The sequence below is a fragment of the Streptomyces sp. NPDC056987 genome (genome assembly GCF_042673865.1).
In the GTDB taxonomy this organism is placed as follows: domain Bacteria; phylum Actinomycetota; class Actinomycetes; order Streptomycetales; family Streptomycetaceae; genus Streptomyces.
This window is the reverse complement of record NZ_JBHURV010000001.1, coordinates 431,699-457,776: the sequence shown is the minus strand read 5'-3', so window position 1 is coordinate 457,776 and position 26,078 is coordinate 431,699. Positions and strand designations below refer to the sequence as shown.

21 protein-coding genes are annotated in these 26,078 nt (G+C 73.8%); 9 read left to right on the top strand and 12 right to left on the bottom strand.

Features of this window, described 5'->3' with window-relative positions; genetic code table 11:
- Positions 1–61 precede the first annotated feature (61 nt).
- Positions 62–1,279, bottom strand: a complete 1,218-nt coding sequence (locus ACFTZC_RS01985) for an aminotransferase class I/II-fold pyridoxal phosphate-dependent enzyme (protein WP_382885858.1) — start codon at positions 1,277–1,279, stop codon at positions 62–64.
- A 182-nt stretch (positions 1,280–1,461) separates the two neighbouring features.
- Here ACFTZC_RS01985 and ACFTZC_RS01980 point away from each other — a divergent pair, with 182 nt between their 5' ends.
- The 6 genes from ACFTZC_RS01980 to ACFTZC_RS01955 all read left to right on the top strand — a co-directional run bounded on the left by ACFTZC_RS01980 (position 1,462) and on the right by ACFTZC_RS01955 (position 6,161).
- Positions 1,462–2,964, top strand: a complete 1,503-nt coding sequence (locus tag ACFTZC_RS01980; protein WP_382885856.1) for a bifunctional phosphatase PAP2/diacylglycerol kinase family protein — start codon at positions 1,462–1,464, stop codon at positions 2,962–2,964.
- A gap of 65 nt (positions 2,965–3,029) precedes the next feature.
- Positions 3,030–3,626 carry a GNAT family N-acetyltransferase gene (locus ACFTZC_RS01975; protein ID WP_382886031.1) on the top strand — a complete coding sequence of 199 codons (597 nt, stop codon included), beginning with the start codon at positions 3,030–3,032 and terminating at the stop codon, positions 3,624–3,626.
- Positions 3,627–3,643: 17 nt separating this feature from the next.
- A complete protein-coding gene (locus ACFTZC_RS01970; protein ID WP_382885852.1) occupies positions 3,644–4,426 on the top strand; it encodes a VOC family protein in 783 nt (260 codons plus the stop codon).
- Positions 4,427–4,495: 69 nt separating this feature from the next.
- Positions 4,496–5,305 carry a methyltransferase domain-containing protein gene (locus ACFTZC_RS01965; RefSeq protein WP_382885851.1) on the top strand — a complete coding sequence of 270 codons (810 nt, stop codon included), beginning with the start codon at positions 4,496–4,498 and terminating at the stop codon, positions 5,303–5,305.
- 20 nt (positions 5,306–5,325) lie between these two features.
- Entirely contained in the window at positions 5,326–5,685 is a 360-nt protein-coding gene (locus ACFTZC_RS01960) for a VOC family protein (protein WP_382885849.1), read from the top strand.
- A gap of 125 nt (positions 5,686–5,810) precedes the next feature.
- Positions 5,811–6,161 (top strand): DUF6204 family protein, encoded by a 351-nt coding sequence (locus ACFTZC_RS01955; protein WP_382885847.1) that lies wholly within the window; start codon positions 5,811–5,813, stop codon positions 6,159–6,161.
- On the opposite strand, the gene ACFTZC_RS01950 is transcribed toward ACFTZC_RS01955, so the two are convergent.
- From ACFTZC_RS01950 to ACFTZC_RS01930, 5 genes are all read right to left on the bottom strand, one after another.
- On the bottom strand, positions 6,127–6,684 hold the full coding sequence (locus ACFTZC_RS01950) for a GNAT family N-acetyltransferase (protein WP_382885846.1): 558 nt from the start codon (positions 6,682–6,684) through the stop codon (positions 6,127–6,129). The two genes, ACFTZC_RS01955 and ACFTZC_RS01950, sit on opposite strands and share 35 nt — an antisense overlap.
- Positions 6,685–6,824: 140 nt before the next feature.
- Positions 6,825–7,775, bottom strand: coding sequence for an LD-carboxypeptidase (locus ACFTZC_RS01945; protein WP_382885844.1), 951 nt, complete (start codon positions 7,773–7,775; stop codon positions 6,825–6,827).
- Positions 7,772–9,781 carry a prolyl oligopeptidase family serine peptidase gene (locus ACFTZC_RS01940; protein WP_382886029.1) on the bottom strand — a complete coding sequence of 670 codons (2,010 nt, stop codon included), beginning with the start codon at positions 9,779–9,781 and terminating at the stop codon, positions 7,772–7,774. Before ACFTZC_RS01940 ends, ACFTZC_RS01945 begins: the two co-directional genes overlap by 4 nt.
- Positions 9,782–9,875: 94 nt before the next feature.
- Positions 9,876–11,291, bottom strand: coding sequence for a M20/M25/M40 family metallo-hydrolase (locus tag ACFTZC_RS01935; RefSeq protein WP_382885842.1), 1,416 nt, complete (start codon positions 11,289–11,291; stop codon positions 9,876–9,878).
- Positions 11,284–12,117 (bottom strand): M55 family metallopeptidase, encoded by an 834-nt coding sequence (locus tag ACFTZC_RS01930; protein ID WP_382885840.1) that lies wholly within the window; start codon positions 12,115–12,117, stop codon positions 11,284–11,286. Before ACFTZC_RS01930 ends, ACFTZC_RS01935 begins: the two co-directional genes overlap by 8 nt.
- A gap of 150 nt (positions 12,118–12,267) precedes the next feature.
- Between ACFTZC_RS01930 and ACFTZC_RS01925 the strand changes: the two genes are divergently transcribed.
- A complete protein-coding gene (locus ACFTZC_RS01925; RefSeq protein WP_382885838.1) occupies positions 12,268–13,521 on the top strand; it encodes a phospholipase D-like domain-containing protein in 1,254 nt (417 codons plus the stop codon).
- A 119-nt stretch (positions 13,522–13,640) separates the two neighbouring features.
- On the opposite strand, the gene ACFTZC_RS01920 is transcribed toward ACFTZC_RS01925, so the two are convergent.
- Positions 13,641–15,764: a SulP family inorganic anion transporter gene (locus ACFTZC_RS01920; RefSeq protein WP_382885836.1), complete on the bottom strand. Its 2,124-nt coding sequence runs from the start codon at positions 15,762–15,764 to the stop codon at positions 13,641–13,643.
- Positions 15,758–16,393, bottom strand: a complete 636-nt coding sequence (locus ACFTZC_RS01915; protein WP_382886027.1) for a carbonic anhydrase — start codon at positions 16,391–16,393, stop codon at positions 15,758–15,760. The genes ACFTZC_RS01920 and ACFTZC_RS01915 overlap by 7 nt, the downstream gene beginning before the upstream one ends.
- Positions 16,394–16,648: 255 nt before the next feature.
- Between ACFTZC_RS01915 and ACFTZC_RS01910 the strand changes: the two genes are divergently transcribed.
- Complete coding sequence (locus ACFTZC_RS01910; RefSeq protein WP_382885834.1) at positions 16,649–17,728, top strand: response regulator transcription factor; 1,080 nt, start codon at positions 16,649–16,651, stop codon at positions 17,726–17,728.
- Complete coding sequence (locus tag ACFTZC_RS01905) at positions 17,728–19,200, top strand: sensor histidine kinase (protein WP_382885833.1); 1,473 nt, start codon at positions 17,728–17,730, stop codon at positions 19,198–19,200. Before ACFTZC_RS01910 ends, ACFTZC_RS01905 begins: the two co-directional genes overlap by 1 nt.
- 71 nt (positions 19,201–19,271) lie before the next feature.
- On the opposite strand, the gene ACFTZC_RS01900 is transcribed toward ACFTZC_RS01905, so the two are convergent.
- The 4 genes from ACFTZC_RS01900 to ACFTZC_RS01885 form a co-directional block, all read right to left on the bottom strand.
- Complete coding sequence (locus ACFTZC_RS01900; protein WP_382885831.1) at positions 19,272–19,991, bottom strand: class I SAM-dependent methyltransferase; 720 nt, start codon at positions 19,989–19,991, stop codon at positions 19,272–19,274.
- 96 nt (positions 19,992–20,087) lie between these two features.
- The gene (locus ACFTZC_RS01895; RefSeq protein WP_382885829.1) at positions 20,088–22,643 is read right to left on the bottom strand and encodes a SpoIIE family protein phosphatase; all 2,556 of its coding nucleotides are present in this window, start codon (positions 22,641–22,643) and stop codon (positions 20,088–20,090) included.
- A 144-nt stretch (positions 22,644–22,787) separates the two neighbouring features.
- Complete coding sequence (locus ACFTZC_RS01890) at positions 22,788–25,379, bottom strand: MFS transporter (RefSeq protein ID WP_382886025.1); 2,592 nt, start codon at positions 25,377–25,379, stop codon at positions 22,788–22,790.
- Positions 25,380–25,614: 235 nt separating this feature from the next.
- Positions 25,615–26,061: an SRPBCC family protein gene (locus ACFTZC_RS01885; RefSeq protein ID WP_382885826.1), complete on the bottom strand. Its 447-nt coding sequence runs from the start codon at positions 26,059–26,061 to the stop codon at positions 25,615–25,617.
- Between the last annotated feature and the right edge of the window lie 17 nt (positions 26,062–26,078).

The window sequence follows — 26,078 nt, the reverse complement described above, 5'->3', positions numbered from 1 at the left end:
CTGAGCACCAGGGCCCGAGGCGGCGGCCTCTTCGGCGCGGGTGGCGCGGTGCGTCGCCGTGTCAGCGCAGTTCGTCGAAGACCGAGGCGAACGCCGCGAGCGCGCGGGCCACATGGGGCAGTTCCAGGGGCGCCGCGGCGGAGAGCGACTCCAGGCGCTGCTCCGGGGTCGCCCCGAGCAGCGGACCGGTCGGCAGCCGGACGCGCAGGGCGCCCAGTTCGTCGCCGAACCGGTGGCCCCCCGGGGTGTCCATGCCCAGCCGCGCGCCGAGATGGTTCTCCAGTTCCAGGGAGTCCGTGACGCCGAGCGCGGCCAGCCGGGCGCGCAGCGGCCCGAGGTCGGCGTAGAGGTGGCGGCCCGCCCGCGGGGTGCGCGCGAGGGCCCCGGAGCCGAGCACCGCGTGCTCGGCGGCCCCGGCGATCCGCCCGTAGAGCGTGGCGGCGTCCCGCGCCCGCGCCGTGACCGCCCCCGGCTCGTCCAGCGCGTGGGCGGCGGCCGCGGCGACCGGGCCCGCGACGAGGGCGCCGAGCGCGGTGAGGAAGTCGAGGGTCCTGGCGCGCAGCGCGGCCCCGGCCGGCGTGGCCGGGTAGCGGGCGACGGCCAGCGGCCAGGCGGCGGGGAGGAGCGAGCCGACCGCGTCGCTGACGACGGTGACCTCGTCGGGCCACATCCGGGCCGGGCTGAGCAGCACCGTCTCGTGCGGCCGGTGCAGGGTCTCGCTCCAGGTCTCGTCGCTGATGATGTGCAGCCCCTCGGCGACCGCCGCCTCGCACGCCGCGCCGACCAGTTCGGGCGGGGCGACGGTGGCGGTCGGGTCGTCGGCGGGGCAGAGCAGCAGCACGCGCGGAACACCCCCTTCCCACCGGATCCGCCGGACCGTCTCCAGCAGGGCGTACGCGTCGGGCACGCCGCCCGCGTCGGCCGGGGCCGGCACGTGATAGGCGGGCCGGCCCAGCAGCCGGGCCTGCGGCGTCCACCAGGCGGGACACGGCCGGGGCATCAGCACGTCCCCGCCGTACGCGGCGAGCAGCGCGAGGAGCAGCGGCTGCGCGCCGGGGGCGGCGGCCACGTCGTCGAGGCCGCCGGGCAGCCCGCGGCGGGACCAGTAGCCGCAGGCGGCCTCCCGGAGGACCGCGCCGCCGCCGGGCGGTTCCGGCGCGGTCCGGCGGGCGGCCGCCGCGCACTCCTCGGCCAGTTCGGGCAGGACGGGCAGTCCCGCCTCGGGGGCGGGCGGGCCGTAGCGTACGGGGCCACGGCCCTCGGGAGCCGTCCGCCGCATATGCGCCACCTCCGGGGCCGCCCGGGGGCCGGCCCGTCCCGTACGCCCGGTATCTTGAGCCCTTTATACGGAGGTTTGTCCCTGTGCGCTTCTCGGGTTCCGCCGCCCCGTCCCCCTCGGGGGGACCGTTCGCCGTACCGGACCGTCCGCTTGATCCGCCCCCGCCGGGGTATCCGCGTGCCATGCCGAACACCGCAGCCGCCTCCGCCGTCCTCAGCCGCGCCCGGATCACCGCGCTGCTCGAACAGTGGGACAACCGGGCCTTCCGCGCGGTCGCCGGCCGGCACTGGCCGGGCGCGGACCCCGTACTGCCCAGGCTGAGCCGCAGCGCCAATCACGGGCTGCTGTGGTTCGGGGCGGCGGCGGGGATGGCCGCGCTGGGCGGCAGCGCGCGCTCGCGCCGGGCGGCCCTGCGGGGCGTGGCGTCGCTGGCCCTCGCGTCGGCGGCCATCAACACCGTGGGCAAGCGCGCGGTGCGCAGGGAGCGTCCGCTGCTCGATGTCGTCCCGGTGATACGGCGGCTCAAGCGGCAGCCGTTCACGTCCTCGTTCCCGTCGGGCCACGCGGCCTCGGCGGCGGCGTTCGCCACCGGGGTCGCGCTGGAGTCGAAGGGGTGGGGCGCCGCGGTGGCGCCCGTGGCGGCGGCCGTCGCGCTGTCCCGGGTCTACACCGGCGTGCACTATCCGAGCGATGTCCTGGTGGGCGCGGCGCTCGGGGTGGGGGCGGCGTACGCGGTACGGGGGATGGTGCCGACGCGCTCGCAACTGCCCGCGCCGGGACGGCCGCACACCCAGGCGCCCGCGCTGCCCGGCGGCCGGGGGCTGACCGTGGTCGTCAACAGCGCCTCGGGCTCGGCGGACACGGCATCGCTGGTGCGTGACGCGCTGCCGTTCGCGCGGTTGGTGGTCTGCGCGCCGGAGGAGGTGGACACGGAGTTGGAGAAGGCGGCGGGCGACTGCCGGGCGCTGGGTGTCCTCGGCGGCGACGGAACGATAAACCGCGCCGTGTCGGTGGCCGTACGCCACACGCTGCCGCTGGCGGTCTTCCCCGGCGGTACGTTCAACCACTTCGCGTACGACCTGGGCATCGAGAGCGTCCACGACACCTGCCGGGCGCTGACGGCGGGCGACGCCGTACGGGTCGACCTGGGGCGCTTCACCCCCGGTCCGGACGGGGACGGCACGCCCGGGCACTTCGTCAACACCTTCAGCCTGGGCGTCTATCCGGAGCTGGTCCGGGTGCGCGAGCAGTGGGCGCCCCGGATCGGCGGCTGGCCCGCCGGGGTGCTGGCCGCCGCGCGGGTGCTGCGGGCCGAGCACCAGATCGACGCGGAGTTCGAGGGCCGGCGGCGGTCGCTGTGGCTGCTGTTCGCGGGCAACGGTATCTACCAGCAGATGGGCCCCACCCCCGGCCACCGGCAGAACCTCGCCGACGGCCTGCTGGACCTGCGCATCGTGCACGGCGGCCGGGCCCCGGGCGCCCGCCTGCTCGCCGCCGCCCTGGCCGGACCGCTGAGCCGCTCGCCCGTCCATGCCGCGGTCCGGATGCGCCGCGTACGGATCAAGGACATCGCGCCGGGGACGCGGCTCGCGTACGACGGTGAAGTGGCCCCGGCCCCACGGGAGCTGACGCTGGACAAGGCGATCGAGGCGCTGACGGTCTACCGGCCGCAGGCGCTGCTGTAGCCGCTCCCGGCGGGGATATCCGCTGGACAGCCCCGGGCGCGCGGCCGAGGATTCCGGTCGTGGACATGGAACCTTTCCTGGAGACCCGGCGGCTGCGGCTGCGCCCCTTCACCGACGGCGAGGACGAGGTGGCCCGGGTCGTCGCGCTCGACAACGACCCGGGCGTCCGGCGGTTCATCGACGGCGGTCGGCCCGTCTCCGCCGGCACAGTCCGGGGCACGACCCTGCCGAGGCTGCTGGCCCCGGGATTCCGGGCGGCCGAGGAGCGGACCACGGGCGCCTGGCTCGGCTGGTTCTGCCTGGCGCCGCGCCCGGCCCCGGAGCCCGGCGGCGAACCGGACTGGCACGTCGTGGAGTTGGGCTACCGGCTGCGCCGCGCGGCGTGGGGCCGGGGATACGCCACCGAGGGGGCGCGCGCCCTGGTCCGTACGGCGTTCACCGCGCTCGGCGCGGAACGGGTGACCGCGCAGACCATGACCGTGAACACCGGGTCGCGGCGGGTGCTGGAGAAGGCGGGGCTGCGGTACGTCCGCACCTTCTTCGAGGAGTGGCCGGAGACGATCGAGGGGTCGGAGCACGGCGATGTCGCCTACGAACTGACCCGGGAGGACTGGGAGGCTCGGGAGGACTGGAAGGCTCGGGAGGCGGTTAGGCTCACCTAACCTACAACGGAGGCGCCGTGAGCCCGGAGTCACCCCTGCCCGAACAGCCGGAGTTCGACCACCTCGTGCACTGCGTACCGGACGTGGAGGCGGCCTCCCTGGCCTACACGCGGACCGGGCTGCCCGCCCACGCCAATCCAGAGTACCGGGGGTACCGCAACGGCGCATGGCGGCTCGACACCCGCTACATCGAACTGTCGAGCGTCGTCGACCGCGTGGCCTTCCTGGACTCCCCGTACGGCAGGGCCATGCGGACGTGGCAGCCGCGCTACGACGAACTCGTCGCCCGGGGCGGCGGCGCGCTCACCTTCTGCGTCCACGTGACCGATGCCGACGCCACCGCCGAACGGCTGCGTACCCAGGGGCACTCGGTGGAGGTGCTGGGCTTCGCGCCGGAGGGGTCGCCCGTCTCGTTCCGCGAGGCGATCCTTCGGGACGTGCCGCCGTGGGCGCCGTTCTTCGTGACGTACACGCCGGACCGCCACACGATCCTGACCCGGTACAGCGCGCCGGGGCGGGTGAACCGGGGGCCGCACGATCTAGCGGGACTCCTGGTCGAGACCCCGGACCCGGTCGCCTCGGCCGCCTGGCTGGGCACCCTGCTCGGCCTGGCGCCCGGCACGTCGCCGACGGTGGTGGAACTCCCGCTCGGGGCCGTGCACTTCACCGAGGGACCCGCCGACGCGATCACCGCGCTGCTGCTGTCGGAGGGCGCGCCGCCGACCGCGGTGATCGACGGGCTCACCGTACGACCGCCCGGCTCCGGCCCCGTCACCGACCGGACCATGTCCGCATCATAAGACACGTATCTCATATTCCGACACGGAGGCGTAGCGTGGCCTGACCACTTCACGAGAGGGAGTCCGGCCATGCCGAAGGAGACCGCCGTCTACACGCACGGGCACCACGAGTCCGTGCTCCGTTCGCACACCTGGCGCACGGCCGCCAACTCCGCCGCCTACCTCCTGCCCGAACTGCGGGCCGGACAGGACGTGCTGGACGTCGGGTGCGGGCCCGGGACCATCACCGCCGATCTGGCCGCGCTCGTCGCGCCGGGCACGGTGACGGCCGTCGACGCCTCCGAGGGCGTTCTCGACACGGCGCGGGCGACCGCGGAGGCCGCGGGCGCGACCAATGTCCGCTTCGCGGTCGCCGATGTCCACTCCCTGGACTTTCCCGACGACTCCTTCGATGTCGTCCATGCCCACCAGGTCCTCCAGCACGTCGGCGACCCCGTCCGGGCCCTGGGCGAGATGCGCCGGGTCTGCCGTCCCGGCGGGGCGGTGGCGGCACGGGACTCGGACTACGCCGCCTTCGCCTGGTTCCCCGCCGTACCGGTACTGGACGACTGGCGGGAGCTGTACCGCAGGGTGGCGCGGGCCAACGGCGGGGAGCCGGACGCGGGCCGCCGACTGCTGTCCTGGGCGCGGCGCGCCGGGTTCACCGAGGTCACCGCGACCGCCGCGACCTGGTGCTACGCCACCCCGGAGGAGCGCGCGTGGTGGAGCGGGCTGTGGGCGGACCGTACGGTCGCCTCGGCCTACGCGGCGCTCGCGGTCGACGGCGGACACGCGACGCGCGAGCGGCTCGCGGAGATCGCCGCGGGATGGCGGGAGTGGGGCGCGGCGGACGACGCCTGGTTCATGGTGCCCCATGGCGAGATCCTGGGCCGGGCCTGACACCAACTAACCTGGTGGGCATGGAAATCATGGGTACCACGCTGCGCATCTGCGTCGACGATCTGGAGACATCGGTGGCGTTCTACGAGCGCCTCACCGGAAGCCCCGCGCTCCGCTTCGAGCGCGGCGGGGTCTCCGTGGCCGCCGTCGGCTGCTTCCTCCTGATGAGCGGTCCCGCCTCGGAGATCGACGTCCTGCGCAAGGTGACGGCGACCATCGCCGTCAAGGACGTCGAGGAGACGCTCACGGTGCTCACCGGCGGCGGCGCCCGCGTCGTCGCGGGCCCGGTGCCGACCCCGGCGGGGCGCAATCTGATCGCCGTCCACCCCGACGGCTCGGTCTTCGAGTACGCGGACCGCAAGGTGGTCCCGGGCGCCTGACGGGCCGCTCCGGACAGGCCCCCGGCCGGTCCGAATATTCCGCGCGCGGGCCGGTCCCGCTGCCGTACGCTGCGCTCCTCAAGGCGGTGTGGGCCGGCACGTAACGGCAGGAAGTGAGCGGCGGGATGAGTACTCAGCACACGTACCGGGTGATCGTGCGCGGGACGTGGGAGGGGCTGACGGAGGAGAGCCGGGCGCGGCTCCTCGCGGAGCTGGCCGGGCACGGACTGGAGCAGATGCGGTTCACGCCGGAGGGCTCGCTCACGTACGACGCGACGCTGAAGCACTTCAGCTACCGCTACGAGGTGGTCTCGGACGCGGCGGACGGCGAGGAGATGGCGGGCGCGCTCGCCGAGGACCGTGCCGAGTCGGCGCTGCGGGCGCTGGGCTGCGGTCACGGCGCGCTGCGGTCCACCGTGACCGACATGGACACGATGAAGATCAACCGGAAGGGGTCCAGGACGGCCCCGCGGTGATCGCCCAGCGCTCGTGGTCGCGCCACCGGCCGTCGATGAGGAGGAAGTCCGGCGAGTAGCCCTCCAGCCGGAACCCGGCGCGCCGTACGAGCGTGACGGAACCGGTGTTGGCGGGCTGGATGTTGGCCTCCAGGCGGTGCAGCCCGAGCGGGCCGAAGGCGTGGCCGAGGACCAGCCCGAGCCCCTCGCTCATCAGGCCGCGCCCGGCCGCGTGCGCGAAGACGCCGTAGCCGAGCGCCCCGCACCGGAACGCGCCGAGGACGATGTTGTTGATGTTGATGAACCCGGCGATGCGGTCGTCCTCGCGCGCGCAGACGAGGTGACCGGCCCGCGTCGGATCCTCGATGAGCCGGCGCGCGTACGCGGTGTACGCGGCGGGCTCGTCCGGCGGGAAGAGCCAGGGCCGGTGCAGCTCCGCGCTCGCGCGGGTGTGGGCGGTGAACTCGTCGGCGTCCTCGGGGCGGAACGGGCGCAGATATGTGCGGGGGCCCTCGGCGAGCGGGGTGGTGGGCGTTGCGGGCATCGCGCCAGCTTACGACCGGGTGCCGTGGGCCCCGCCGGGCCCACAGCACCCGCCGGGCCCACGGCACCCGCCGGGCCCACGGCACCCGGCCGGACTCATGGCACCCGGCCGGTCCCGGAGCACCCGGCCGGGCCGCCCCGTCAGGTCAGCGCGGGCACGTCCAGGGTCAGCGTGGCGCTCTCCGCGTCCAGCACCCCGGGCACGCCCAGCGGCACCGTCAGGGCCGTCTCGCCGTGCCCGAAGCCCAGTTCCTCGACCACCGGCACGCCGAGCCCACCGAGCCGGTCGGCCAGCACCGCCCGGACCTCCTCGTACGGGCCGCACTCCGCCCAGGAGCCGAGGCCGACGCCGGCGACGCCGTCCAGCCAGCCGGAGCGGAGCAGTTGGGTGAGGATGCGGTCGATGCGGTACGGCTCCTCTCCGACGTCCTCGATCATCAGCAGCCCGCCGGCGGCGGAGGGGCGGGCGTACGGGGTGCCGAGGTCGGCGGCGAGCAGGCTGACGCAGCCGCCCAGGGTGATGCCGCGGGCCCGCCCGGGGACCAGCGCGCGGGCCGTCTCCAGGCCGAGGGTGCGGACCGACTCGGGCTCGAACAGCGTGGCGCGCAGGGACTCCTGGGTCCTGGGATCCTTGAGGAAGGTGAGCGCGGCGGTCATCGGGCCGTGCAGCGTGACCAGTCCCGCCCGCACGGCGAACGCCTCGTGCAGCGCGGTGATGTCGCTGTAGCCGACGAAGACCTTGGGGCCCGCGGCCCGTATCGCGTCCCAGTCGAGCAGGTCGGCCATGCGCTGGGCCCCGTAGCCGCCCCGGGCGCAGAGGACGGCGGAGACGGACGGATCGCACCACGCCTCCTGGAGATCGCGGGCGCGGTCCGCGTCCGTACCCGCCAGATAGCCGAGGCGGGGGTGGACGTCCAGCGCGTGGGGCGCCACGACGGGGTCGAGGTCCCAGCCGCGCAGGACGGCGAGTCCGGCGTCGAGCCGGTCGGCGGGGACGGGGCCGCTGGGCGAGACGACGGCGACGCGGTCCCCCTGCCGCAGCCGCGCGGGCCGGGTCAGTGGCGCCGTCCGGGAGGTGGGCAGGGGTGTCATGTCGTCAGCTCCAGGCGCGGGACATCGGTACGGGTGACGCCGAAGGTCTGGGCGTACAGGGAGAGTTCGGCCTCCAGCGCGCGGACCATCGTGTCGGCCCTGCGGAAGCCGTGCCCCTCGCCCTCGAAGGCGATGTACGCGTGCGGGATGCCGCGGCCGGCCGTCCGCTCCAGGAAGCGCGCGCTCTGGGCGGGCGGGCAGATCACGTCGTCGAGCCCCTGGAGCAGCAGGAACGGGACGGTGATCCGGTCGACATGCTGGAGGGGCGAGCGGTCGTGGTAGCGGCCGGGGACCTCGGCGAACGGTCCGATCAGCGAGTGGAGGTACTGGGACTCGAAGTCGTGGGTCTCGTCGGTGGCCCAGCCCACCAGGTCGAGGACCGGGTAGATGATCGTGCCGCAGGCGTAGACGTCCGTGCCGGTGAGGGAGGCCGCCGCGGTCCAGCCGCCCGCGCTGCCGCCGCGTACGGCGATCCTGGCGCGGTCGGCGGTGCCCTCGGCGGCCAGTGCCTCGGCGACGGCCGCGCAGTCCTCGACGTCGACCACGCCCCACTGCTCGCGCAGCCGTTCGCGGTAGGCGCGCCCGTAGCCGGTGGAGCCGCCGTAGTTGACCTCGGCGACGCCGATGCCGCGCGAGGTGAAGTAGGCGATCTCCAGGTCGAGGACGAGCGGCGCGTGCCCGGTGGGCCCGCCGTGGGCCCACACCACGTAGGGCGGCAGTTCGTCGCCGGGGGCGCCGCGTCCCGGGTGGTGCGGCGGGTAGACATGGGCGTGGATCTCGCGGTTGTCGGGCCCGGTGAAGGTACGGATCTGCGGCTCGGGGTAGTACGCGGGGTCCACCGGGTCGTGGTGCGCCGAGCCGATGACCCGGGCCTCCCCGGTGGCGGTGTCCACCTCCACGACCTCGTACCCGCTGCGCGGGCTGGCGGCGACGCCGATGACGCGGTCGCCGCGGACCGCGAGGGTGGGCGCCCATTCGGTCCAGGGCCCGGCGGCGTCGACGAGTTCGCCGGTCGCGGGGTCGAGGATGCCGAGGGCGGTGGAGCCCCGGCCGTGGACGACGGCGATCAGCCCGTTCGCCAGCGGCTGGAACCACCGGAGGCCGATCTTCCACAGCGGGCCGCCGAACTCCTCCCGGCGGCCGGGGCAGAGCGCCGTGCTCGCGACGGCGCCGCCACCGGTCCCCTCGGGACGGCTGCGCCGCACCTCCCACCAGCCGCTGAGGTCGGAGACGAAGAGCAGCGAGCCGTCCGGCGCCCAGTCGGCCTGCGCGACCGCCTCGTCGGTGTCCCCCACGAGCGGCCGGACCCCGGTGAAGGGGGCCGTGCGGGCGGGCGCGCCGGGGGCGGCGACCCGGCCCAGCATCACCACCGTGCCCTCCCACGGCATCCGCGGATGGTCCCAGGCGATCCAGGTGACGGAGCGCCCGTCGGGCGAGAGCCGCGGTCCGGTGACGAAGCGGTTCCGGTCGTCGGAGAGTTCGGTGACGGCCGTACGGTCCTCGGCGGCCGTGCCGTCCAGCGGTACGGCCACGATCGCCCGGCGCACATCGGTGGGCCGCTCGCCGGTGAACTCCTCCATGACGCACCAGACTTCACCCCGGTCCAGGTGGATCACCGGGTCTGCCCAGCGCAGCCCGCCGCCGGTGGCCGACACCGGGGTGAGCGGGCGCGGGCGCGCCGTGCCGTCCGGCTCGTACGCGTACAGCCGCTGGTCGGGGAGGTGGACGAAGACGGCGAGCGGGCCGCCGGCGGGGCGGTCGGCCGCCGCCCAGGGCACGCCGCCGTACTCGATCACCCGGCTGCGGACGTCCCAGGGCGCCGGCAGCAGCGACTCCTCGCGGCCGTCGGCGCGGCGGCGCACGAGGGCGCGCCGGCCGCCCTCCGCCGGGCGCGGCTCGGTCCACCACACCTCGTCGCCGACCGTCCCCACGTAATCGGGACGCCCGTCGTGCGAGGCCGCCAGTGTGGCGTCGATGGGGGACGGCCAGGTCCCGTAGGGCCCCATGGGCAGTATCACGGACGTTCCTCGCTCCCCGGCCCGGCGACGGCCGGGCCTGTTCGGGCGGTGCACGGGTGTACGCGGACCAACTGGTGTGGACTCAGGCGGACTTCAGATAATGGTCGAGCACCCGGACACCGAAGTGCAGCGCCGACACGGGCACCCGTTCGTCCACGCCGTGGAAGAGCGCCTGGTAGTCGAAGCCGGGGGGCAGCCGGAGCGGGGAGAAACCATAGCCGGTGATGCCGAGGCGGGAGAACTGCTTCGCGTCGGTGCCGCCCGACATGCAGTACGGCACGACGTGCCCGGCCGGGTCGAAGCGTTCGACGGCGGCGCGCAGCTTGGCGAAGGTCGGTGAGTCGACGGGGGCCTGGAGGGCTACCTCCCGGTGGTGGAACTCCCATTCCACGTCGGGCCCCGTCAGCACGTCCATGGTGGCGCGGAACTCCTCCTCGCCGCCGGGCACCATCCGCCCGTCGATGTACGCCGTGGCCTGCCCGGGGATCACATTGACCTTGTAACCGGCCTCCAGGACCGTCGGGTTGGCGCTGTTGCGCACGGTCGGCTCGACCAGCGCGGCGGCCGGGCCGAGCTTCCCCAGCAGGCCGTCCACATCGAGGTCGGTGGCGTACACGTCGGTCTCTATGCCGTGCAGCACCGCGATCTCGGCGAGCGCCGCCCGTACGGTCGGGGTGAGCCTGACCGGCCACGGGTGGTCACCGATCCGGGCGACGGCGGCGGCGAGCCGGCTCACGGCGTTGGCCCGGTTCACCTTGGAGCCGTGTCCCGCCCTGCCGCGCGCGGTCAGCTTGAGCCAGCCGGTGCCGCGCTCCCCCGCGCCGATCGGGTAGAGCGCCATGCCGGGGCCCGCGTGGAAGGTGAAGGCCCCGGATTCGCTGATGCCTTCGGTGCACCCCTCGAACAGGCCGGGGTGATGGTCGGCGAGGAAGCCCGAGCCGTCCTCGGCGCTGGCCTCCTCGTCGGCGGTGTACGCGATGACGATGTCGCGGCGGGGGCGGACCCCGCCCCGGGCCCAGGCCCGGACGACGGCCAGGACCATCGCGTCCATGTTCTTCATGTCGACGGCGCCCCGGCCCCACACCACGCCGTCACGGACCTCGCCGGAGAAGGGGTGGACGGTCCAGTCGGCGGGCTCGGCGGGTACGACGTCGAGGTGGCCGTGGACGAGGAGGGCCTCGGCGGACGGGTCCGTGCCCTCGATCCTCGCCACGACGTTGGTGCGCCCGGGGGTGCGCTCCAGGAGGACGGGTTCGAGTCCGGCCGCGGCGAGGCGCTCCGCGACGTACTCGGCCGCCGGCCGTTCCCGGCAGTCCCCGCCGCCCCGGTTGGTGGTGTCGATCCGGATCAGCTCGGAGGTGAAGGTGACCACCTCGTCGAGGACGGCCGCGTCCAGGGCGGCACCGGAGCCGCCGGGCGTGCAACCGTTCTCCCCGGTCTCGCTGTTGTCACTGGTCTCGCTGTTGTCGCTGGTCTCGCTGGCGTTCATGTCAGCCATACTGCTCCTCCACGGCCGACGACACGATCGTCGTGACCGCTTTGAACGTGCGAATGGCCTCGTACATCGTCCCGCTGGTGTACGTGACGCGCCGTTCACCGCTCGGCGCGACGCCCGGTACGACCGTGGCGGCGGCCGAGAGATGGGCGGCGTCGCACTCCACCTCCACGGTGAACGGACCGCCCTCGACCGGCGCGTGGCGCACCGCGAGTGCCGTCGACTCCCGGGCGGCGGCGCGGATGTCCGCGGCGGTACGGGCGGGGGTGCGGCAGACGGCCGCGTACCGCGAGACGTGGTCCTTCACGGCGACCTTGTGCGCCTCGGGCGCGTAGCCGATGGCGTCCTCACAGGTCAGGTCGTCCCCGGTGACCAGGATGACGGGGACGCCGTACTCGGCGACGACATGCGCGTTGAGCAGGCCCTCGCTGGCGCGGGCGCCGTTCAGCCAGACCCCGGTGAGGGTGTTGGGCAGATAGGTGTGGGCCAGCACGCCCTCCGTACCCGCACCCGTGTGATAGCCGACGAAGGCGATGGCGTCGACGTCGCCGCGCTGCACGCCCTCGACCATGGAGAGCGACTTGTGACGCCCCGTGAGCATTTCGGCGCGCTCGTCCAGCCGCTCCAGCAGCAGATTCCGCATGGACCAGTGCGCCTCGTTGATGAGGACCTCGTCGGCGCCGCCGTCGAAAAACCCGAGCACCGCCGCGTTCACGTCCGAGGTGAAGAAGGGGCGGCACCGCTCCCACTGCGGGGTCCCCGGCAGGACGTCGCCGGGCCAGGTCACCCCGGTGGCACCCTCCATGTCGGCACTGATGAGGATCTTCACAGGTGGGCTCCGTTCTCCGCCCGGCGCCGCGCGACCGCGCGCCGGTCCTGAGGGCAGGGCGGGTGTGGACCGACTCGACAGCACGACTGTAAGGTCCCGCGACGAACGGCACCTCCATCACCGGAGTGCCGGAATGTCTCAGGGGGAGACATGGGATTCATGAGATTCCGGGTGTTCGCAGGGACGCGTGGCCGGCTGGCCGCACTGGGGGCGGCGCTGGTCCTGGCCGCCGCCGGCATGGGGGTGGCGGGACCGGCCACGGTGGCCGCCGCCGCCGACGCGCCACCCATGGGTACGGTCTTCAACGAGCCGACAGGGGACGCGGCGGCGCAGAACGCCATCAGGGACCGGATCCGCGCGCTGATCGCGGCGGCCGACGAGGGCTCCACCATCCGGATGGCCCTGTACCATCTCTGGGACAAGACGGTCGCGCAGGATCTGGTGACGGCGCACCAGGACCGGGCGGTACGGGTCCAGGTGGTGCTGGACGAGTCCAGTGTCAGCACCACCGGCATCGATCCGGCCCCGTACAACACGCTCAAGGCGGCGCTGGGCACGGATATCGCGAGCACCTCGTACGTGAAGCTGTGCGCGGCGGGCCGGTCGTGCCTCTCCACCGGGAGCGGCGGCATCAACCACAACAAGTTCCTGCTGTTCAGCAGCGTCGGGGGCGGCGCCGCCCAGCAGGTCGTCGTGCAGACCTCGTCGAATCTGACGCCGTCGAACTACTCCCGCTTCTGGAACAGCGCGGTGGTCGTGGGCGGGAACACCGCCCTGTACACGGCGTACGGCGACTACTTCGTCAAGCTGGGCAAGCAGGACCGGGCCGCCTGGTCGTACACGTACGCCAACGCGGGTGACTACAAGGTGTACTTCTTCCCGCGCGCCGGGACGACCGCGTCGACCGACACGGTCGTCAACACGCTCGACAACGTCGAGTGCGTGTGGACGGACAGCGCGGGCAGCCACCGTTCGGTGATCCGTGCCGCCATGCTGAAGATCACCCGGCAGGCCGTCGCGGACAAGCTGCGCGCCAAGGCCGCCGAAGGGTGCACGGTCGATCTCGTCTACAGCGAGACCGACGCGGGGACGTGGAACGCGCTGCACGGGCAGACCCGGCTGACGACCCGCTGCTACCAGCACGACCACGACGCGGACCCTGCCACGCCCAACCGGATCGTGCACTCCAAGAACATGATGATCGACGGGAAGTACGCCGGATCGGTGTCGCGGCTGGTCTTCACCGGCAGCCACAACTGGAGCGGACCCGCGCTGCGCGACAACGACGAGTCGATGGTGCGCATCACCACGGGCTCGGTGTACGACGCGTTCCTCGCGAACTTCACGCGGGTACGGTCGGCGGCCGCGCCCGGCACCGCGGACAACGTGGCGGCCTGCCGCTGACGGTGCGGCCGGCCACCGGGGACCCTCGCCGGTCCGTACGGCGGGGAAGCCCGCGAACGCGCGCCGGTCCGTACGGCGCCCTCGCGTGGGGCGCCGTACGGACCGGGGCGGGCGCGGGGTCAGCGCATCCGTGCCGAGGGCCGGTACTCCTCGACCGGCGTCGGGTCGAGGTAGAACCACTGGGCCGTCGGTCCCGGTGTCGCCTCCTGGTCCGCCCGGGGCTCCGGTTCCGCCACCGGGGTGGGCGGCGGGGCGGGTGCGTTGGGGGTGTTCGGCCGCAGCAGTTCCACCCGTACCTCACCGGTGCCCCGCTGCTGTGCCACGAACTCGTCGACCTGGCTGCGGCAGGCGTGGTCCCAGTGGGTGACGGCGGTCAGATCGAGCCGGATCCTGGGCATCCCGGCGGAGGCGACCTCCTCCAGCGCGTCGATCAGCTTCGGCAGCCGCAGGAAGGTCGCGTTGCCCGCCATGACCAGCTTCGCCGTGTCGCCGGCCACCTCGGTGCGTACCGAGGTCTGCGACATCCGCAGCGCGGCCAGCACGATGCCCGCCGCGAGGCCCACCAGGACGCCTTCGAGGAGGGCGGTGGCGACGATCACGACCGTGGTGAGGGTCATGACGGCGAACTCGCCCCGGTCCTGGCGCCACATCTTCGGGAACTCCGCCGGGGCGAACAGCTTCCAGCCGCTGTGCACCAGGACGCCCGCGAGGACGGAGATCGGGATGAGGGCGAGCACCCCGGGCAGCAGCACGGCGAAGGCGAGCAGCCACAGGCCGTGCAGGGTGCGGGAGATCCGGGTCTTGGCGCCCGCCTGCACATTGGCGGAGCTGCGCGCGACGACGGCGGTCATCGGCAGCGCGCCGAGGAGCCCGCAGATCGTGTTGCCCGCGCCCTGCGCGATCAGTTCGGAGTTGTAGCGGGTGCGTGCGCCGGTGTGCATCCGGTCCACGGCGGCGGCCGTGAAGAGGCTCTCGGCCGAGGCGATGATGGTGAAGGTGAGCACGGTGCTCAGGACGGCGCCGTTGGCGAGCATCGCGAACTGCGAGGGCCCGGGGACCTGCACGGACGCCAGCAGATTGCCGACCTGGAGGGTGTTGATGTCCACCCCGGGCAGCGAGGCCACCGCCATGCCGCCGGCCACCGCGACCAGCGCGGCGGGCGCCTTGTTCACCGGGGCCGGCATCTTCTTCCAGAGGAAGCTGAGGACGACGGTGCCGATGCCGAGCGCGGCCGCGATCATCTTCTGCGGGTCGGCCAGGGTGCTCGCGATCAGCCCGGGGATGCCGAGCATGTTCTCGACCGGTACGCCGATGGCCTTGGCGTCGGCCATCGGGTACGCCTGACTGAACATCAGCGGCAGCCCGATCCCGGCGAGCATGCCCTGCACCACGGCGATGGAGATCGCCTGGAACATCCGGCCGAGGCGGATCAGCCCGAGCCCGATCTGGAGCACCCCGGAGGCCAGCACGATCACGCCGAGGGTGGCGAGTCCGTGTTCCAGCACCGCCTCGGCGACCAGCGCGGCGAGCCCGGCGGCGGGGCCGCTCACCTGGAGGGTACTGCCGCGCGCCATGCCGACGACCAGACCGCCCACGACCCCGGAGATGATGCCGAGTTCGGGGGGCGCGCTGGAGGCGACGGCCACGCCGATGCACAGGGGCAGCGCGACGAGGAAGACGACGAAGGACGCGGTGATCTCGGTGGCGAGATCCGGTTTCTGCCCGGCCCCCGCCTTCTTCTTCCCGCCCGGCCCGCCCGGCCCGGGCTGCCCGGCCTTCGCCTTCCCGCCCGGCCAGGTCTTCGCCTTCCCGGCGGGCCGCGGCGGGCCCGGCGGCCTCGGCGGCGCGGACGGCGGCGCCCCGTACGAACCCGGCGCGCTCCCGTAGGGGTCGGTCGCGTAAGGGTCCGCCGTGTACGGGCCGGTCGCGTACGGGTCGGTCGCGTACGGGTCCCGCGGGAAGGACTCCGCGGCCGCGTACTGCCCCGTCGACGCGAACGGGTCCGGTATGTATGGATCCGCCGCGGAGTGCGCTCCCGCGGAGGCGAAGTCGGTCGCGTACGGGTCCGCCCCGAAGGCGTCGAACGGATCCGGCGGTGGCGCGCCGTACCCGGGTTCCGGGGCCGGTTCGGAGCTCTCCGCACGGCCAGGACCGCGCCCCGCGTGCCGGCCGCGGTGGCGGCCGGGGCCCGGCGGGCCCGGCTGGACGGGGCCGCCGCCGTATCCCTGCCCCGGGCTCAGCACGGGTGCACCCGGAAGCTGTCGTCGTCCTCGTTCAGCTCCCACACCTCGCCGGTGTGGACCTCGTAGTACCAGCCGTGCAGCCGCAGCCGGCCCTCCGCCAGCCGCCGCCGGGCCGCCGGATACTCGCGCAGCGCGGCCAGTTGGACCCGTACGTTGAGCTGCGCCAGCTCCGTGACGAGCGCGTCGCCCGGTGCGGCGGGATCCGCGCCGTCCACGGGCGCGCGGTCCAGTACGGGGGCCAGCCCCGGCCTGGCGTTCTCCAGCCAGGCCCCCACGCCGGGCAGGCCGGAGAGGTCCTTGCCGGAGGCGAGCGCGCCCATCGCGCCGCAGTGCGAGTGCCCGCAGACGACGATGTCCCGTACGTCGAGCACCTCCAGCGCGTACTCGACGGTGGCGGCCTCGCCGGAGACGAGGTGCGGCCGGTGCGGCGGGACGATGTTGCCCGCATTGCGTATTTCGAAGACGTCGCCGGGCCGGGCACCCGTGATCAATGCGGGGATGACACGGGAATCGGAACAGGCGACGAAGAGTGCCTGTGGAAATTGCCCGTCGGCCAGTTTCCGATATGTGTCGCTTTCGAAATCGACACGGCGCCGGAACGAGCGGGCGCGTTCGAGCAGAGCCTTCATGGTGCCTCCCCAGGGGGTGGTGGTGGCCGGCGGGTGGTTGCGGGCCAGGACCTGGTTCAACACCGTAGAGAGCGCTACCCAAGGCGAAGGTTAGAGGAACACTAAGGCAATACCATCATTCGGCCGGACTCTGTGACCTGGCTCCCACTCTCCCGAAAACGGTGTTCGCCGCATTCGTTTATCGTACGGTGTTCGCCCCGGCGCGAATACGGGGGAGAACTCGCGCCGGCCGAATTCACGGAGAGACGGAAATACATGACCCTGAGGGCCCTGCTCATCGAGGACGACGAGACGATCGCCGAGCCCCTGGTCGAGGGTCTGGGCCGGTACGGCCTGACGGTGGGTCATGTGACCACGGGCGCGGACGGACTGCGCGGCCCGTACGGCGACATCGTCCTGCTCGATCTCGGGCTGCCGGACATGGACGGCATCGACGTCTGCCGGGGCATCCGGCAGGTCTCGGACGTGCCGATCATCATGCTCACCGCACGCGGCACGGAGGCCGACCGGGTGCTCGGCCTGGAGCTGGGCGCCGACGACTACCTCGCGAAGCCGTTCAGCGTACGGGAGTTGATCGCCCGGATCCGGGCCGTCACCCGCCGGACCGCGGCCTGGGCGGGTCCGGCCCCGGCGGGCACCGCGCCCATGGGGCCGAACGGCGCCACGGGCGCCTTCGGCGGGATCCCGGCGCCCATCGGGGTGGAGGTGACCCACGGGCGCGGGGCGTTCCCGTACCCGATGCCGGCCGCTCCCCCGGCTCCTTCCGCTCCCCCGGCCCCCGCGGCTCCCCCGGCCCCCGCGGCGGCGTCCGCCCCGGCCGCGCCGCGCCGGCCCGCCCCGCCCGGACGGGCGCCCGCGCCCCCGCGGGTCCGCGAGCCGGCACCGGCCTACGAGGCGCCGCCGGCCTATGGACCGGCGGGGGGTCCTGCGGCGGACCCGTTCCATGAACCGCCCGAGGCCGGGTCCGTGCCCCCGCCGTCCGCCACGGGCGCGCTGATCGTCGACCGGCGCACCCGGCAGGTCTGGGTCGGTGAGCGGGCGGTGATCCTCACCCCCAAGGAGTTCGATCTGCTGGCCCTGCTGACCGAGGATCCCGGCGCGGTCTACTCCCGCCAGCAGATCCTCGACCGGGTCTGGGACCCGAACTTCCACGGGCCCACCAAGACCCTGGACGTCCATGTCGCCACGCTGCGGCGGAAGCTGGGGAATCCGGCCTGGATCCAGACGCTGCGCGGGGTAGGGTTGCGGCTCGCCGTGCGGACCGAACCGCACGAGGAACACCAGGGCCCGGCCGGTGCCGAGCACGCCTTCGACCACCCGGGGTCACGGTTCTGATGACGCGCAGACTGCTGGTCAGTTATCTGACCCTCGCCGCTCTGGTCCTGATCTGTCTGGAGATCCCGCTCGGCTACGTCTACAGCCGCGCGGAGCGCGAACGCGCCACCAACGCCGCCCACGAGGAGGCCGAGTCGATCGCCGACTTCGCCTCGCTCTCCCTCGCCTACGGCAGTCCGGAGGATCTCGCCGCGCGGGTCGTGGCCTGTGCCGAGCGCATGGGCGGCCGGGTCCTGGTCGTGGACCCGGCGGGCGTCCCGCTCGCCACCTCGCACCGGCTCGACGCGCGGGAGCAGGCGGGCCTCGCCGAGCGCCCCGAGATCTCCGCGGCGCTGCGCGGCGGCAACGGCGCCGATGTGCGCACCTCCTCGATCGGCGGCGTCAACTGGCTCTCGGTGGCCGTCCCGGTCCGGCACGGCGCGACGCTCCAGGGCGCCGTGCGGCTCATCGTGCCCACGGACGCCGTCGCGCGCGACGTCCACCGGGTGTGGCTGGGGCTGGCACTCGGCGGGGCCGGGGTGCTGATCGCCGTCGGTACGGTGGCGTTCGCGCTGGCCCGGTGGATCGGCGGGCCCATCCGTGAACTGGAGCGCGCCGCACGCACTCTGGCGGGCGGCAGCCTGACCACTCCGGCCTCGGTCACCACGGGCCCGCCCGAAGTGCGGGTGCTGGCCGCCACGTTCAACCGTACGGCCGCGCTGCTGGAGCATCTGCTCGCCTCGCAGGCCGCGTTCGCGGGCGAGGCGTCCCACCAGCTGAAGACGCCGCTCGCCGCGCTGCGGCTGCGCCTGGACAATCTGGAACCCGATGTGCCGCCGCATCTGCGGTCCAACCTCGACGCGGCGATGACGGAGACGGAACGGCTGGCCAGGATGGTCGAGGGGCTGCTCTCCCTCGCCCGGATGGAGGAGACCGCGCTCACCCCCGAGGCGGTCGATCTGGACGTGGCGGCCAAGGAGCGCGTCTACGCCTGGAACGCCCTGTACGAGCGGCACGGCGTACGGCTGCTGCTGCTCGGCGATCCGATCGGTCACGCGCTGGCCGTCCCCGGGGCCGTGGAACAGATCCTGGACAACCTGCTCTCCAACTCCCTGCGGGTCGCGCCGGCGGGAAGTACGGTGACGGTCTTCCGGCGGCTGCGCGGCACCGGCGCCGAGCTCCATGTCGCCGACCAGGGGCCGGGGATGAGCGCGGAGCAGCGGCGGCGGGCCTTCGACCGGTTCTGGCGCGCGCCCGACGCGCCCAAGGGCGGCACCGGTCTCGGGCTCTCCCTCGTGCAGCGGCTCACCCTGGCCAGCGGCGGCGAGGCGCTGCTGCTGCCCGCGCCGGGCGGTGGCCTGGAGGCCGTCATCCGGCTCCAGACGCTGACGCCCCGGCGCCCCGGCGGCTTTCCGCTGCCCATCCCCCACCCGCGCCGCCGTCCGACGGTCGGGGCGAGGGCGGGGGCGGGAGTGGGCGCGGGCGAGGGGTGACCCGTACGGGGCGGCCGGCGGCCCGCCCCGTACAACTGCCCCGTGCGGTAACCCCGTACGGCCCTCCCGGGTCACTGGCCGGCGAGCACGAACCATCTCGCCGGGAGGTCGATGCGGGTGCCGTCGGGCAGGTGCTCCGTCTGCGGGAGCGCGGTGTCACCGCTGGCGAGGATCTCCAGGCCGGCCTCGCGGAGCAGGTCAGGCACCTCCTCGTCGGTCACGCTCGCGGGCCTGAGCCCGTGCTCGAAGACCCGCCGCAGCTTCTCCGGCGGGCCGCCGGGGCTCTCCACCGCCCCCTGGAGCACCGCCTTGGAGGCGGGCGTCAGCTCGGCGACGAAGGCCCGGCCGCGCGTGCCGACCAGTTCCGCGACGGCCGCCGCGACCGCGGGCCGGTCCTGCGGTTCGCTCTGGTGTATGACGGCGCGCATGTAGACATTGGTGTCACCGGTGCGCTGACGCAGCGCGCGCACGGCGTCGTGGTCGACCAGATTGAGCTGTTCGAACTCGGCCGTCCCCGTGGTGTCGGCGCGGCGGGCGTGTTCGATCGCGGCGTGCGAGAGATCCACCCCGATCGCGCGGGCGAAACGGGTCGCGAGATAGCGCGTCTGCGTGCCGTTGCCGCAGCCGAGGTCGACCACGGGCAGTGAGGTGTCGGCGTGCGGCACCAGCAGGTCGCTGTGCGGGACGGAGCTGAGCGACGGGTCGCAGTCCCAGATCGCCTCGCCCGGCACGTCGGAGGTCTCCCGCCAGTACCCTTCCCAGGATTCACGGTAGCGCGACGACACATCCATGTCGGTCCTCCCCAAGTCCGGCTCGCCAGGCGCGAGTTGTCGCACCGAGGAGTACCGTCCGTGGGGAGCGTGGGGCAAGAGGGCCGGGTGCTTCCTTCACCTGCCCTTCGCACGGACGCGCGGCGCCCGCGGCAGCGCCTGTTCGAACCAGACCGTCTTGCCGTGTGCCGAACTGCTGCTGCCCCACTCGCGGGCGAGCGCGCTCACCACCCGCAGTCCGCGGCCGTACTCGTCGGAACGGCCCGCGCTGAGCAGGGTGGCCGGCGCCGGTTCGTCGTCGAGGACCTCGCAGAGCAGGGCGTCCGTACGGACCAGCCGCAGCACGACCCGGTGCGAACGGGCGTGGTTCACGGCGTTGGTGACCAGCTCGCTGACCATCAGTTCGGCCGTGTCCACCACCGGGCCGGGCAGCTCCCAGCCGAGGAGCCGGTCGCGTACCAGCCGCCGGGCGCGCCCCACCTCGCGCGGGTCCAGGGCGAGTTCGTACTCCGCCACGTCGTCGGCGGGGATGCCATTGAGCCGCGCCATCAGCAGCGCCACGTCGTCCTTGCGCCCGTCGCGGGTGTTCAGCGCGCGGATGATCGTGTCGCAGGCGTCGTTCATCGAGGCCGCGGGGTGGGCGGCGGTGGCGCAGAGCGCCGCGAGACCGTCCCCGATGTCCGCGCCGCGCACCTCGACCAGCCCGTCGGTGCAGAGCACCAGCCGGTCGCCGGGGCGGATCCGTACGGTCGCGGTCTCGAAGGCCACGCCGCCGACGCCGATGGGCGCGCCGGTCGGCACGTCGAGGACTTCGCCGCTGCCGTCCTCGGCGCGGACGAGCACCGGCGGGATGTGGCCCGCGTTGGCGATCTGGACCTCGGAGCGGATCGGGTCGTACACCGCGTACAGGCAGGTCGCCAGATACTGTTCGCCGAGCCGCTGCGCCAGGTCGTCGAGATTGCGGAGCAGTTGGGCGGGCGGCATCTCCATGGTGGCCATCGTCTGGACGGCGGTGCGCAACTGGCCCATCATCGCGGCCGAGTTGAGGCCGTGCCCCATCACGTCGCCGACGACCAGCGCGGTACGCGACCCCGGCAGCTTGACGGCGTCGAACCAGTCGCCGCCGATCCGGCCGAGCCGGGTGCCGGGCAGATAGCGGGTGGCGATGTCGCACCCCGCCATGCGCGGCGGGACCTGCGGCAGCATGCTGTCCTGGAGCGTCTCGGCGACGTTCTCCTGGTACGTGTACATGCGGGCGTTGTCGAGGACGAGCCCGGCGCGGGCGGCGAGTTCGGCCCCGGTCGTCCGGTCCATGGCGTCGAACGGCTCGCGCTCGGGCCGCCGCATCAGCACCATGAAGCCGAGCACCACGTCCCGCGCCTTGAGCGGGACGAGCAGCATGGAGCGGTGGTTGATGAGGGGCCGCAGATCGCGCTTCTCGAACTCGCCCGAGATCCGGTTGCCCTGCTCCTCGCTGATCCGGGGGATGAGCACGGGCTCGCCGGTGACCATGCACTGGAAGAACGGGGTGTGTTCGGGGAAGGCGATGGCCTCGCCGACCGGGACCGTGTCGTCCCAGCGGCCCGGCTCGTCGTTGTGTTCGACCCAGACGCGGTGCCAGATGGTCGTGACGTCGGGCGGCCCGTCCGGGAACCCCTCGCCGGCGAGCACGGCGGCGCGCAGATGGGTGCCGGCGAAGTCGGTGAAGCGGGGCACCGCGGCGCTGGTGACCTCGCGGATGGTGCGGGCCAGATCGAGGGAGGTGCCGATCCGGCCGCTGACCTCGTTCAGGAATTCGAGGCGCTCGCGCACCTCCGCATACTCCAGGTCGAGTTCGGGCCGGGGCGCCGCCCGCCGCCGGTACGGTGCCGACCCGTCCTCGGGCGCCGGGCTCCCCGGGCGCCCCACCGCCCGTTTCGGCACGCCCCAGTCGGGGGTGACCGGGACCCGGTCCTGGTGGCTGAACTCCAGCACGGGATAGCCGAGTTCGAGGACCTGGGAGACGATCCGGCCGGCCGCGGCGGGCCCCATGTTGGGCAGGATGTCCGGCAGCCGCCGCGCCAGCCGGTCGGCGTCGGGGAACTCCGTGTGCAGGGCGAAGGCCGGGGTGATCCGCAGCGCGCCGCCGTCCGGGTCGCCGGTCGCCTCGCCGTCGGCCGTCCGGAACTGCGCGGCGTCGGCGGCGAGTACGAGATGGCGTCCGGGGCCCGGACCGACCAGCGGATAGGCCCACCAGAGCACGTCGAGCCTGCCGCGCCCCGGCTCGGAGAGCTTGGCGCACCCGGCGGTCGCGTAGGAGCCGCGGGTGTGCAGCTCCGGGCCCAGCTCGTCGCGGCCGTACCGGACGTCGTACCCCTGCCCGGACGGGATGTCCTGGCCGGACTGCCCGGACGGGATGTCCCGGGGCGTGATGTCCTGGCCGGGCCGGCCGTACGGGCCCTCGTCGCCGCCGTGGGCGACGCTCGGCTCGTCCTGCGCGAGGGCGCCGGCCACCGGCATCAGATCCGCCGCCGCCTGGCCCACCGCCTCGTCCCGCGTGGGCCCGAACAGCCGCCGGGCCCCGCTCGACCAGTGCGACACCAGTCCGTCGCCGTCCACGACGACCACGGCGAGCGGAATCCGGCCGGCCGCCGCGAATTGCTCGGGCGGCCCCGGCGGAATACCCCTGTCCATGGGTGGAAGGCTCCTTCCCTGCCGCCGGGATCCGCGGCTCCGCCTCCACGGTACGCACTTCGGCACAGGTTGCGCCGGGCAATGAACTAATCGGTAGTGCGCCCGCGCACAACCCCTTCTTCACGGAACTTCACTGAATTCCGGTCAGTCCTCGTGACCCAATTGCAGATCACGTTCGGTGCGCCCGCCGCCCGCCATCCGGAGCACGGTGGCCACCGGAGGATAGCCCGCCGCGATGACCGTGTACTCGCCGGAGGAGAGATCCACGAAACGGAACGTGCCGTCGGCGCCAGTGGTCAGGGTGTCCACCACATTGCCCGCCGCGTCGAGCAGGGTGACCCTGGCGTCCTCGACGGGCCGCCCGCCCCCGGCCCGCACCGTGCCGCGCAGCACCGCCCCGCCGGCCAGCTCGATGTCCTGCCGGGTCTCCCGTGACGCCTGCACGGTGACCGGGAGCGCGGCGGGCCGGAAGGCTGGGGCGCTCGCGGCCAGCGTGTACTCGCCCGCCACCAGCTCCGAGATCACGTAACTGCCCTCGCGTCCGCTGCGGGTGGTCGCCACGACGTCCCCGCGGACGTCGGTGAGGGTCACGGCGGCGTCCCGTACGGGGGTGCCGTCGGCGGTCACCACGGCGCCCGCCAGCCGGCCCGCCCCGCCGAGGACCACGTCCAGCTCGACGGGGCGTTCACCGACGGTCACCGTGACGGCCTGCGGCTGGTGCCCGCCGGCCGCCGCGATCATCACGTACGAGCCGGGTCCGGGCACGCTCAGCGCGTACCGCCCGTCCTGGCCGCTCGCGCCGCGCCCGATCTGGTGTCCCTGGACGTCGATGAGAGTGAGGGCGGCGCGCGGCACGGTGGAGCCGTCCGGGTGCTGGACGGTGCCGCAGACGGCCACGCCCGGGACGTACGCGGTGGGCGCCGGGGCGTACGGTGCGGGCGCCGCCGGGACGTACGGTGCGGGCGCCCCCGGGGCGTACCCGAGGGACGTCTCCGGGACGTATCCGGCGGGTGTCCCCGGCACCGGCGGCGCCCCGGCTGCGGGCTGGGCGGCGCGCGGCGGCGGGACCGCGGCCGGCTCGGCGGCGGTGGGCTCGGCGGCGGAGGCGTTCTGGGACACCAGCGGTTTCTCCTTGAGGAAGAAGGCGGTCAACAGGCCGAGCGCGAGCACCGGCACGAGATAGAGGAAGATCCGCGGCATGGCGTCCGCGTACGCCTGGACATAGCCGTCACGCAGCGCGGGCGGCAGGGCGTGGACCGTCTGCGGGGTGATGGACTCGGGGCTCGGCAGATCGGCCCCGGCGGGCAGCCGGTCGGCCAGCGCCCCGGCGAGACGGCCCGCGAAGAGCGTGCCGAAGACGGCGGCGCCGACGCTGCCGCCGATCTGCCGGAAGTAGTTGTTGGCGCTGGTGGCGGTGCCGAGGTCGGCGGGGCGTACGGAGTTCTGCACGGCCAGCACCAGCACCGGCATCACCAGGCCGACCCCGAGCCCGAGGACCGCCTGCGCCACCGCGCAGAACACCAGGGACGTGTCGGCCTCCAGCCGGGAGAGCAGCCACATCCCGACGGTCGCGACCGCGGAGCCGAGCACGGGGTAGATCTTGTAGCGCCCTGTACGGCTGACAAGCTGCCCCGCGAGGACGGAGGAGACGACGATGCCGCCCATCATGGGCAGCATCAGCAGCCCGGACTCGGTGGCGCTGGCCCCCTCGACCATCTGGAGGAAGGTCGGCAGATAGCTGGCCGCGCCGAACAGCGCCACCCCGGCGATCGCGCCCAGCAGTCCGGTGACGTTGAAGACGGAGTCGCGGAAGAGGCGCGGCGGGATGACCGGTTCGGCGGCGAAGCGCTCGACGACCAGGAAGAGCACCGAGGTCACGACGGCGCCCGCGGCGAGCGCGAGGATGACGCGGGAGCCCCAGGCGTACTCCGTACCGCCCCAGCTGGTCAGCAGCACCAGGCAGGTGGACGCGGCGGCGAGGAGCAGCGTGCCGAGGACGTCGAGCCGGGCGCGGGCGGCGGGTTTGGGGAGCTTGAGGACCGCGGTGACGACGGCGAGGGTGACGAGCCCGAAGGGCACGTTGAAGTAGAAGCACCAGCGCCAGGAGGCGTGGTCGGTGAAGAAGCCGCCGAGCAGCGGCCCCGCGACGGAGGCGAGCCCGAAGGCCGCCCCGATGAGCCCCATGTACCGGGCGCGCTGCCGGGGCGGCACGATGTCCGCGATGATCGCCTGGACGCCGATCATGAGTCCGCCCGCGCCGACGCCCTGGAGCGCGCGGAAGGCGATGAGCTGGTCCATCGTGCGGGACCAGCCGGCCAGCGCGGAGCCGATGACGAAGACGACGATCGCGAACTGGAAGACGCCCTTGCGGCCGAGGAGGTCGCCGAGCTTTCCGTAGACGGGCAGGCCGATCGTGGCGGTGAGCAGATACGCGGTGATCGCCCAGGACATCCGGTCCAGGCCCTGGAGTTCGCCGACGATCTTCGGCAGCGCGGTGGCCACGATCATCTGTTCCAGCGAGGCCAGCAGCAGCGCGAGCATCAGGCCGAGGAAGACCAGGCGGATCCGGCGGGGGCTGAGCGGGGCCGCGGCGCCGGACACGCCCGGGGCGGGGGGCCCGGGCGTGTCCGGGCCGGCGCTCCGCGGGGTGGGCCGCCGTCCGGCGCCGTCGCCGTGCCCGTCCCCGCCGTGGGCGGCTCCGCCGTCGCCTTCGACGGCCGGCCCGCCCTCCGGCATCAGAGTGGTCCCACCCACGTACTGCTCCCCTCGTCGCACCTGCGCGGCGTCATTCTTCGCATTGGCCGCCGAGCAGGAGCAAGCGGAAGGCTCTCCCCCGAAGAGGAGTGTGACGGTGGGAAGTTGAGCGGAAAAGGTGGCAACGAGGCGCTCATCAGGGGCTTTCCCGCGACGCCGCACGCCGGGGGCGCACCACCGCGCCGCGGGGAAAACCACTCGAAACGGTGAGAGGGGGTCAGCCCTTCTCGGTCTCCGTGGCGAGCTTGGCCAGCAGCTCGTCGTAGATGCGGCCGAGCCCCTTCGGCGCGAAGGTCCGCTCGAAGAATCCACCGATGCCGCCGGCGCCGTCCCAGACCGTGGTGACGGCGGCCTTCGAACGGCCCTCGCCGGCCGGGGTGACGGTCCAGGTGGTGACCATCGAGGAGTTGCGGTCCTTCTCCACGAGCCGGCCGTCGCTGGGCTCGGTCACCTCCAGCAGGCAGTCGCGCACCCGCTTGCTGGTGGCCTGGAGCCGCCAGTGGACGAGGGTGCCCTCACCGTCGCCGCCCTCGCGGACCTCGTACTCGCTGAACTGCCCCGGGAGGAGCTTCGCGCGGGTGTTCTCGTAGTCGGCCAGAGCATCGAACACCGTCTCCGGGTCCGCCGCGATGATTCGCTCCGTCGTGGCCTCGACCTGCGCCATGGCTCTTCCTCCAGCAC

Coding starts and splice junctions, on each gene's coding strand:
- ACFTZC_RS01985 (WP_382885858.1), bottom strand. CDS start 1,279: ATGCGGCGGACGGCTCCCGAGGGCCGTGGCCCCGTACGCTACGGCCCG.
- ACFTZC_RS01980 (WP_382885856.1), top strand. CDS start 1,462: ATGCCGAACACCGCAGCCGCCTCCGCCGTCCTCAGCCGCGCCCGGATC.
- ACFTZC_RS01975 (WP_382886031.1), top strand. CDS start 3,030: ATGGAACCTTTCCTGGAGACCCGGCGGCTGCGGCTGCGCCCCTTCACC.
- ACFTZC_RS01965 (WP_382885851.1), top strand. CDS start 4,496: ATGCCGAAGGAGACCGCCGTCTACACGCACGGGCACCACGAGTCCGTG.
- ACFTZC_RS01960 (WP_382885849.1), top strand. CDS start 5,326: ATGGAAATCATGGGTACCACGCTGCGCATCTGCGTCGACGATCTGGAG.
- ACFTZC_RS01955 (WP_382885847.1), top strand. CDS start 5,811: ATGAGTACTCAGCACACGTACCGGGTGATCGTGCGCGGGACGTGGGAG.
- ACFTZC_RS01950 (WP_382885846.1), bottom strand. CDS start 6,684: ATGCCCGCAACGCCCACCACCCCGCTCGCCGAGGGCCCCCGCACATAT.
- ACFTZC_RS01945 (WP_382885844.1), bottom strand. CDS start 7,775: ATGACACCCCTGCCCACCTCCCGGACGGCGCCACTGACCCGGCCCGCG.
- ACFTZC_RS01940 (WP_382886029.1), bottom strand. CDS start 9,781: ATGGGGCCCTACGGGACCTGGCCGTCCCCCATCGACGCCACACTGGCG.
- ACFTZC_RS01935 (WP_382885842.1), bottom strand. CDS start 11,291: ATGGCTGACATGAACGCCAGCGAGACCAGCGACAACAGCGAGACCAGT.
- ACFTZC_RS01925 (WP_382885838.1), top strand. CDS start 12,268: ATGGGATTCATGAGATTCCGGGTGTTCGCAGGGACGCGTGGCCGGCTG.
- ACFTZC_RS01915 (WP_382886027.1), bottom strand. CDS start 16,393: ATGAAGGCTCTGCTCGAACGCGCCCGCTCGTTCCGGCGCCGTGTCGAT.
- ACFTZC_RS01910 (WP_382885834.1), top strand. CDS start 16,649: ATGACCCTGAGGGCCCTGCTCATCGAGGACGACGAGACGATCGCCGAG.
- ACFTZC_RS01905 (WP_382885833.1), top strand. CDS start 17,728: ATGACGCGCAGACTGCTGGTCAGTTATCTGACCCTCGCCGCTCTGGTC.
- ACFTZC_RS01900 (WP_382885831.1), bottom strand. CDS start 19,991: ATGGATGTGTCGTCGCGCTACCGTGAATCCTGGGAAGGGTACTGGCGG.
- ACFTZC_RS01895 (WP_382885829.1), bottom strand. CDS start 22,643: ATGGACAGGGGTATTCCGCCGGGGCCGCCCGAGCAATTCGCGGCGGCC.
- ACFTZC_RS01890 (WP_382886025.1), bottom strand. CDS start 25,379: ATGCCGGAGGGCGGGCCGGCCGTCGAAGGCGACGGCGGAGCCGCCCAC.
- ACFTZC_RS01885 (WP_382885826.1), bottom strand. CDS start 26,061: ATGGCGCAGGTCGAGGCCACGACGGAGCGAATCATCGCGGCGGACCCG.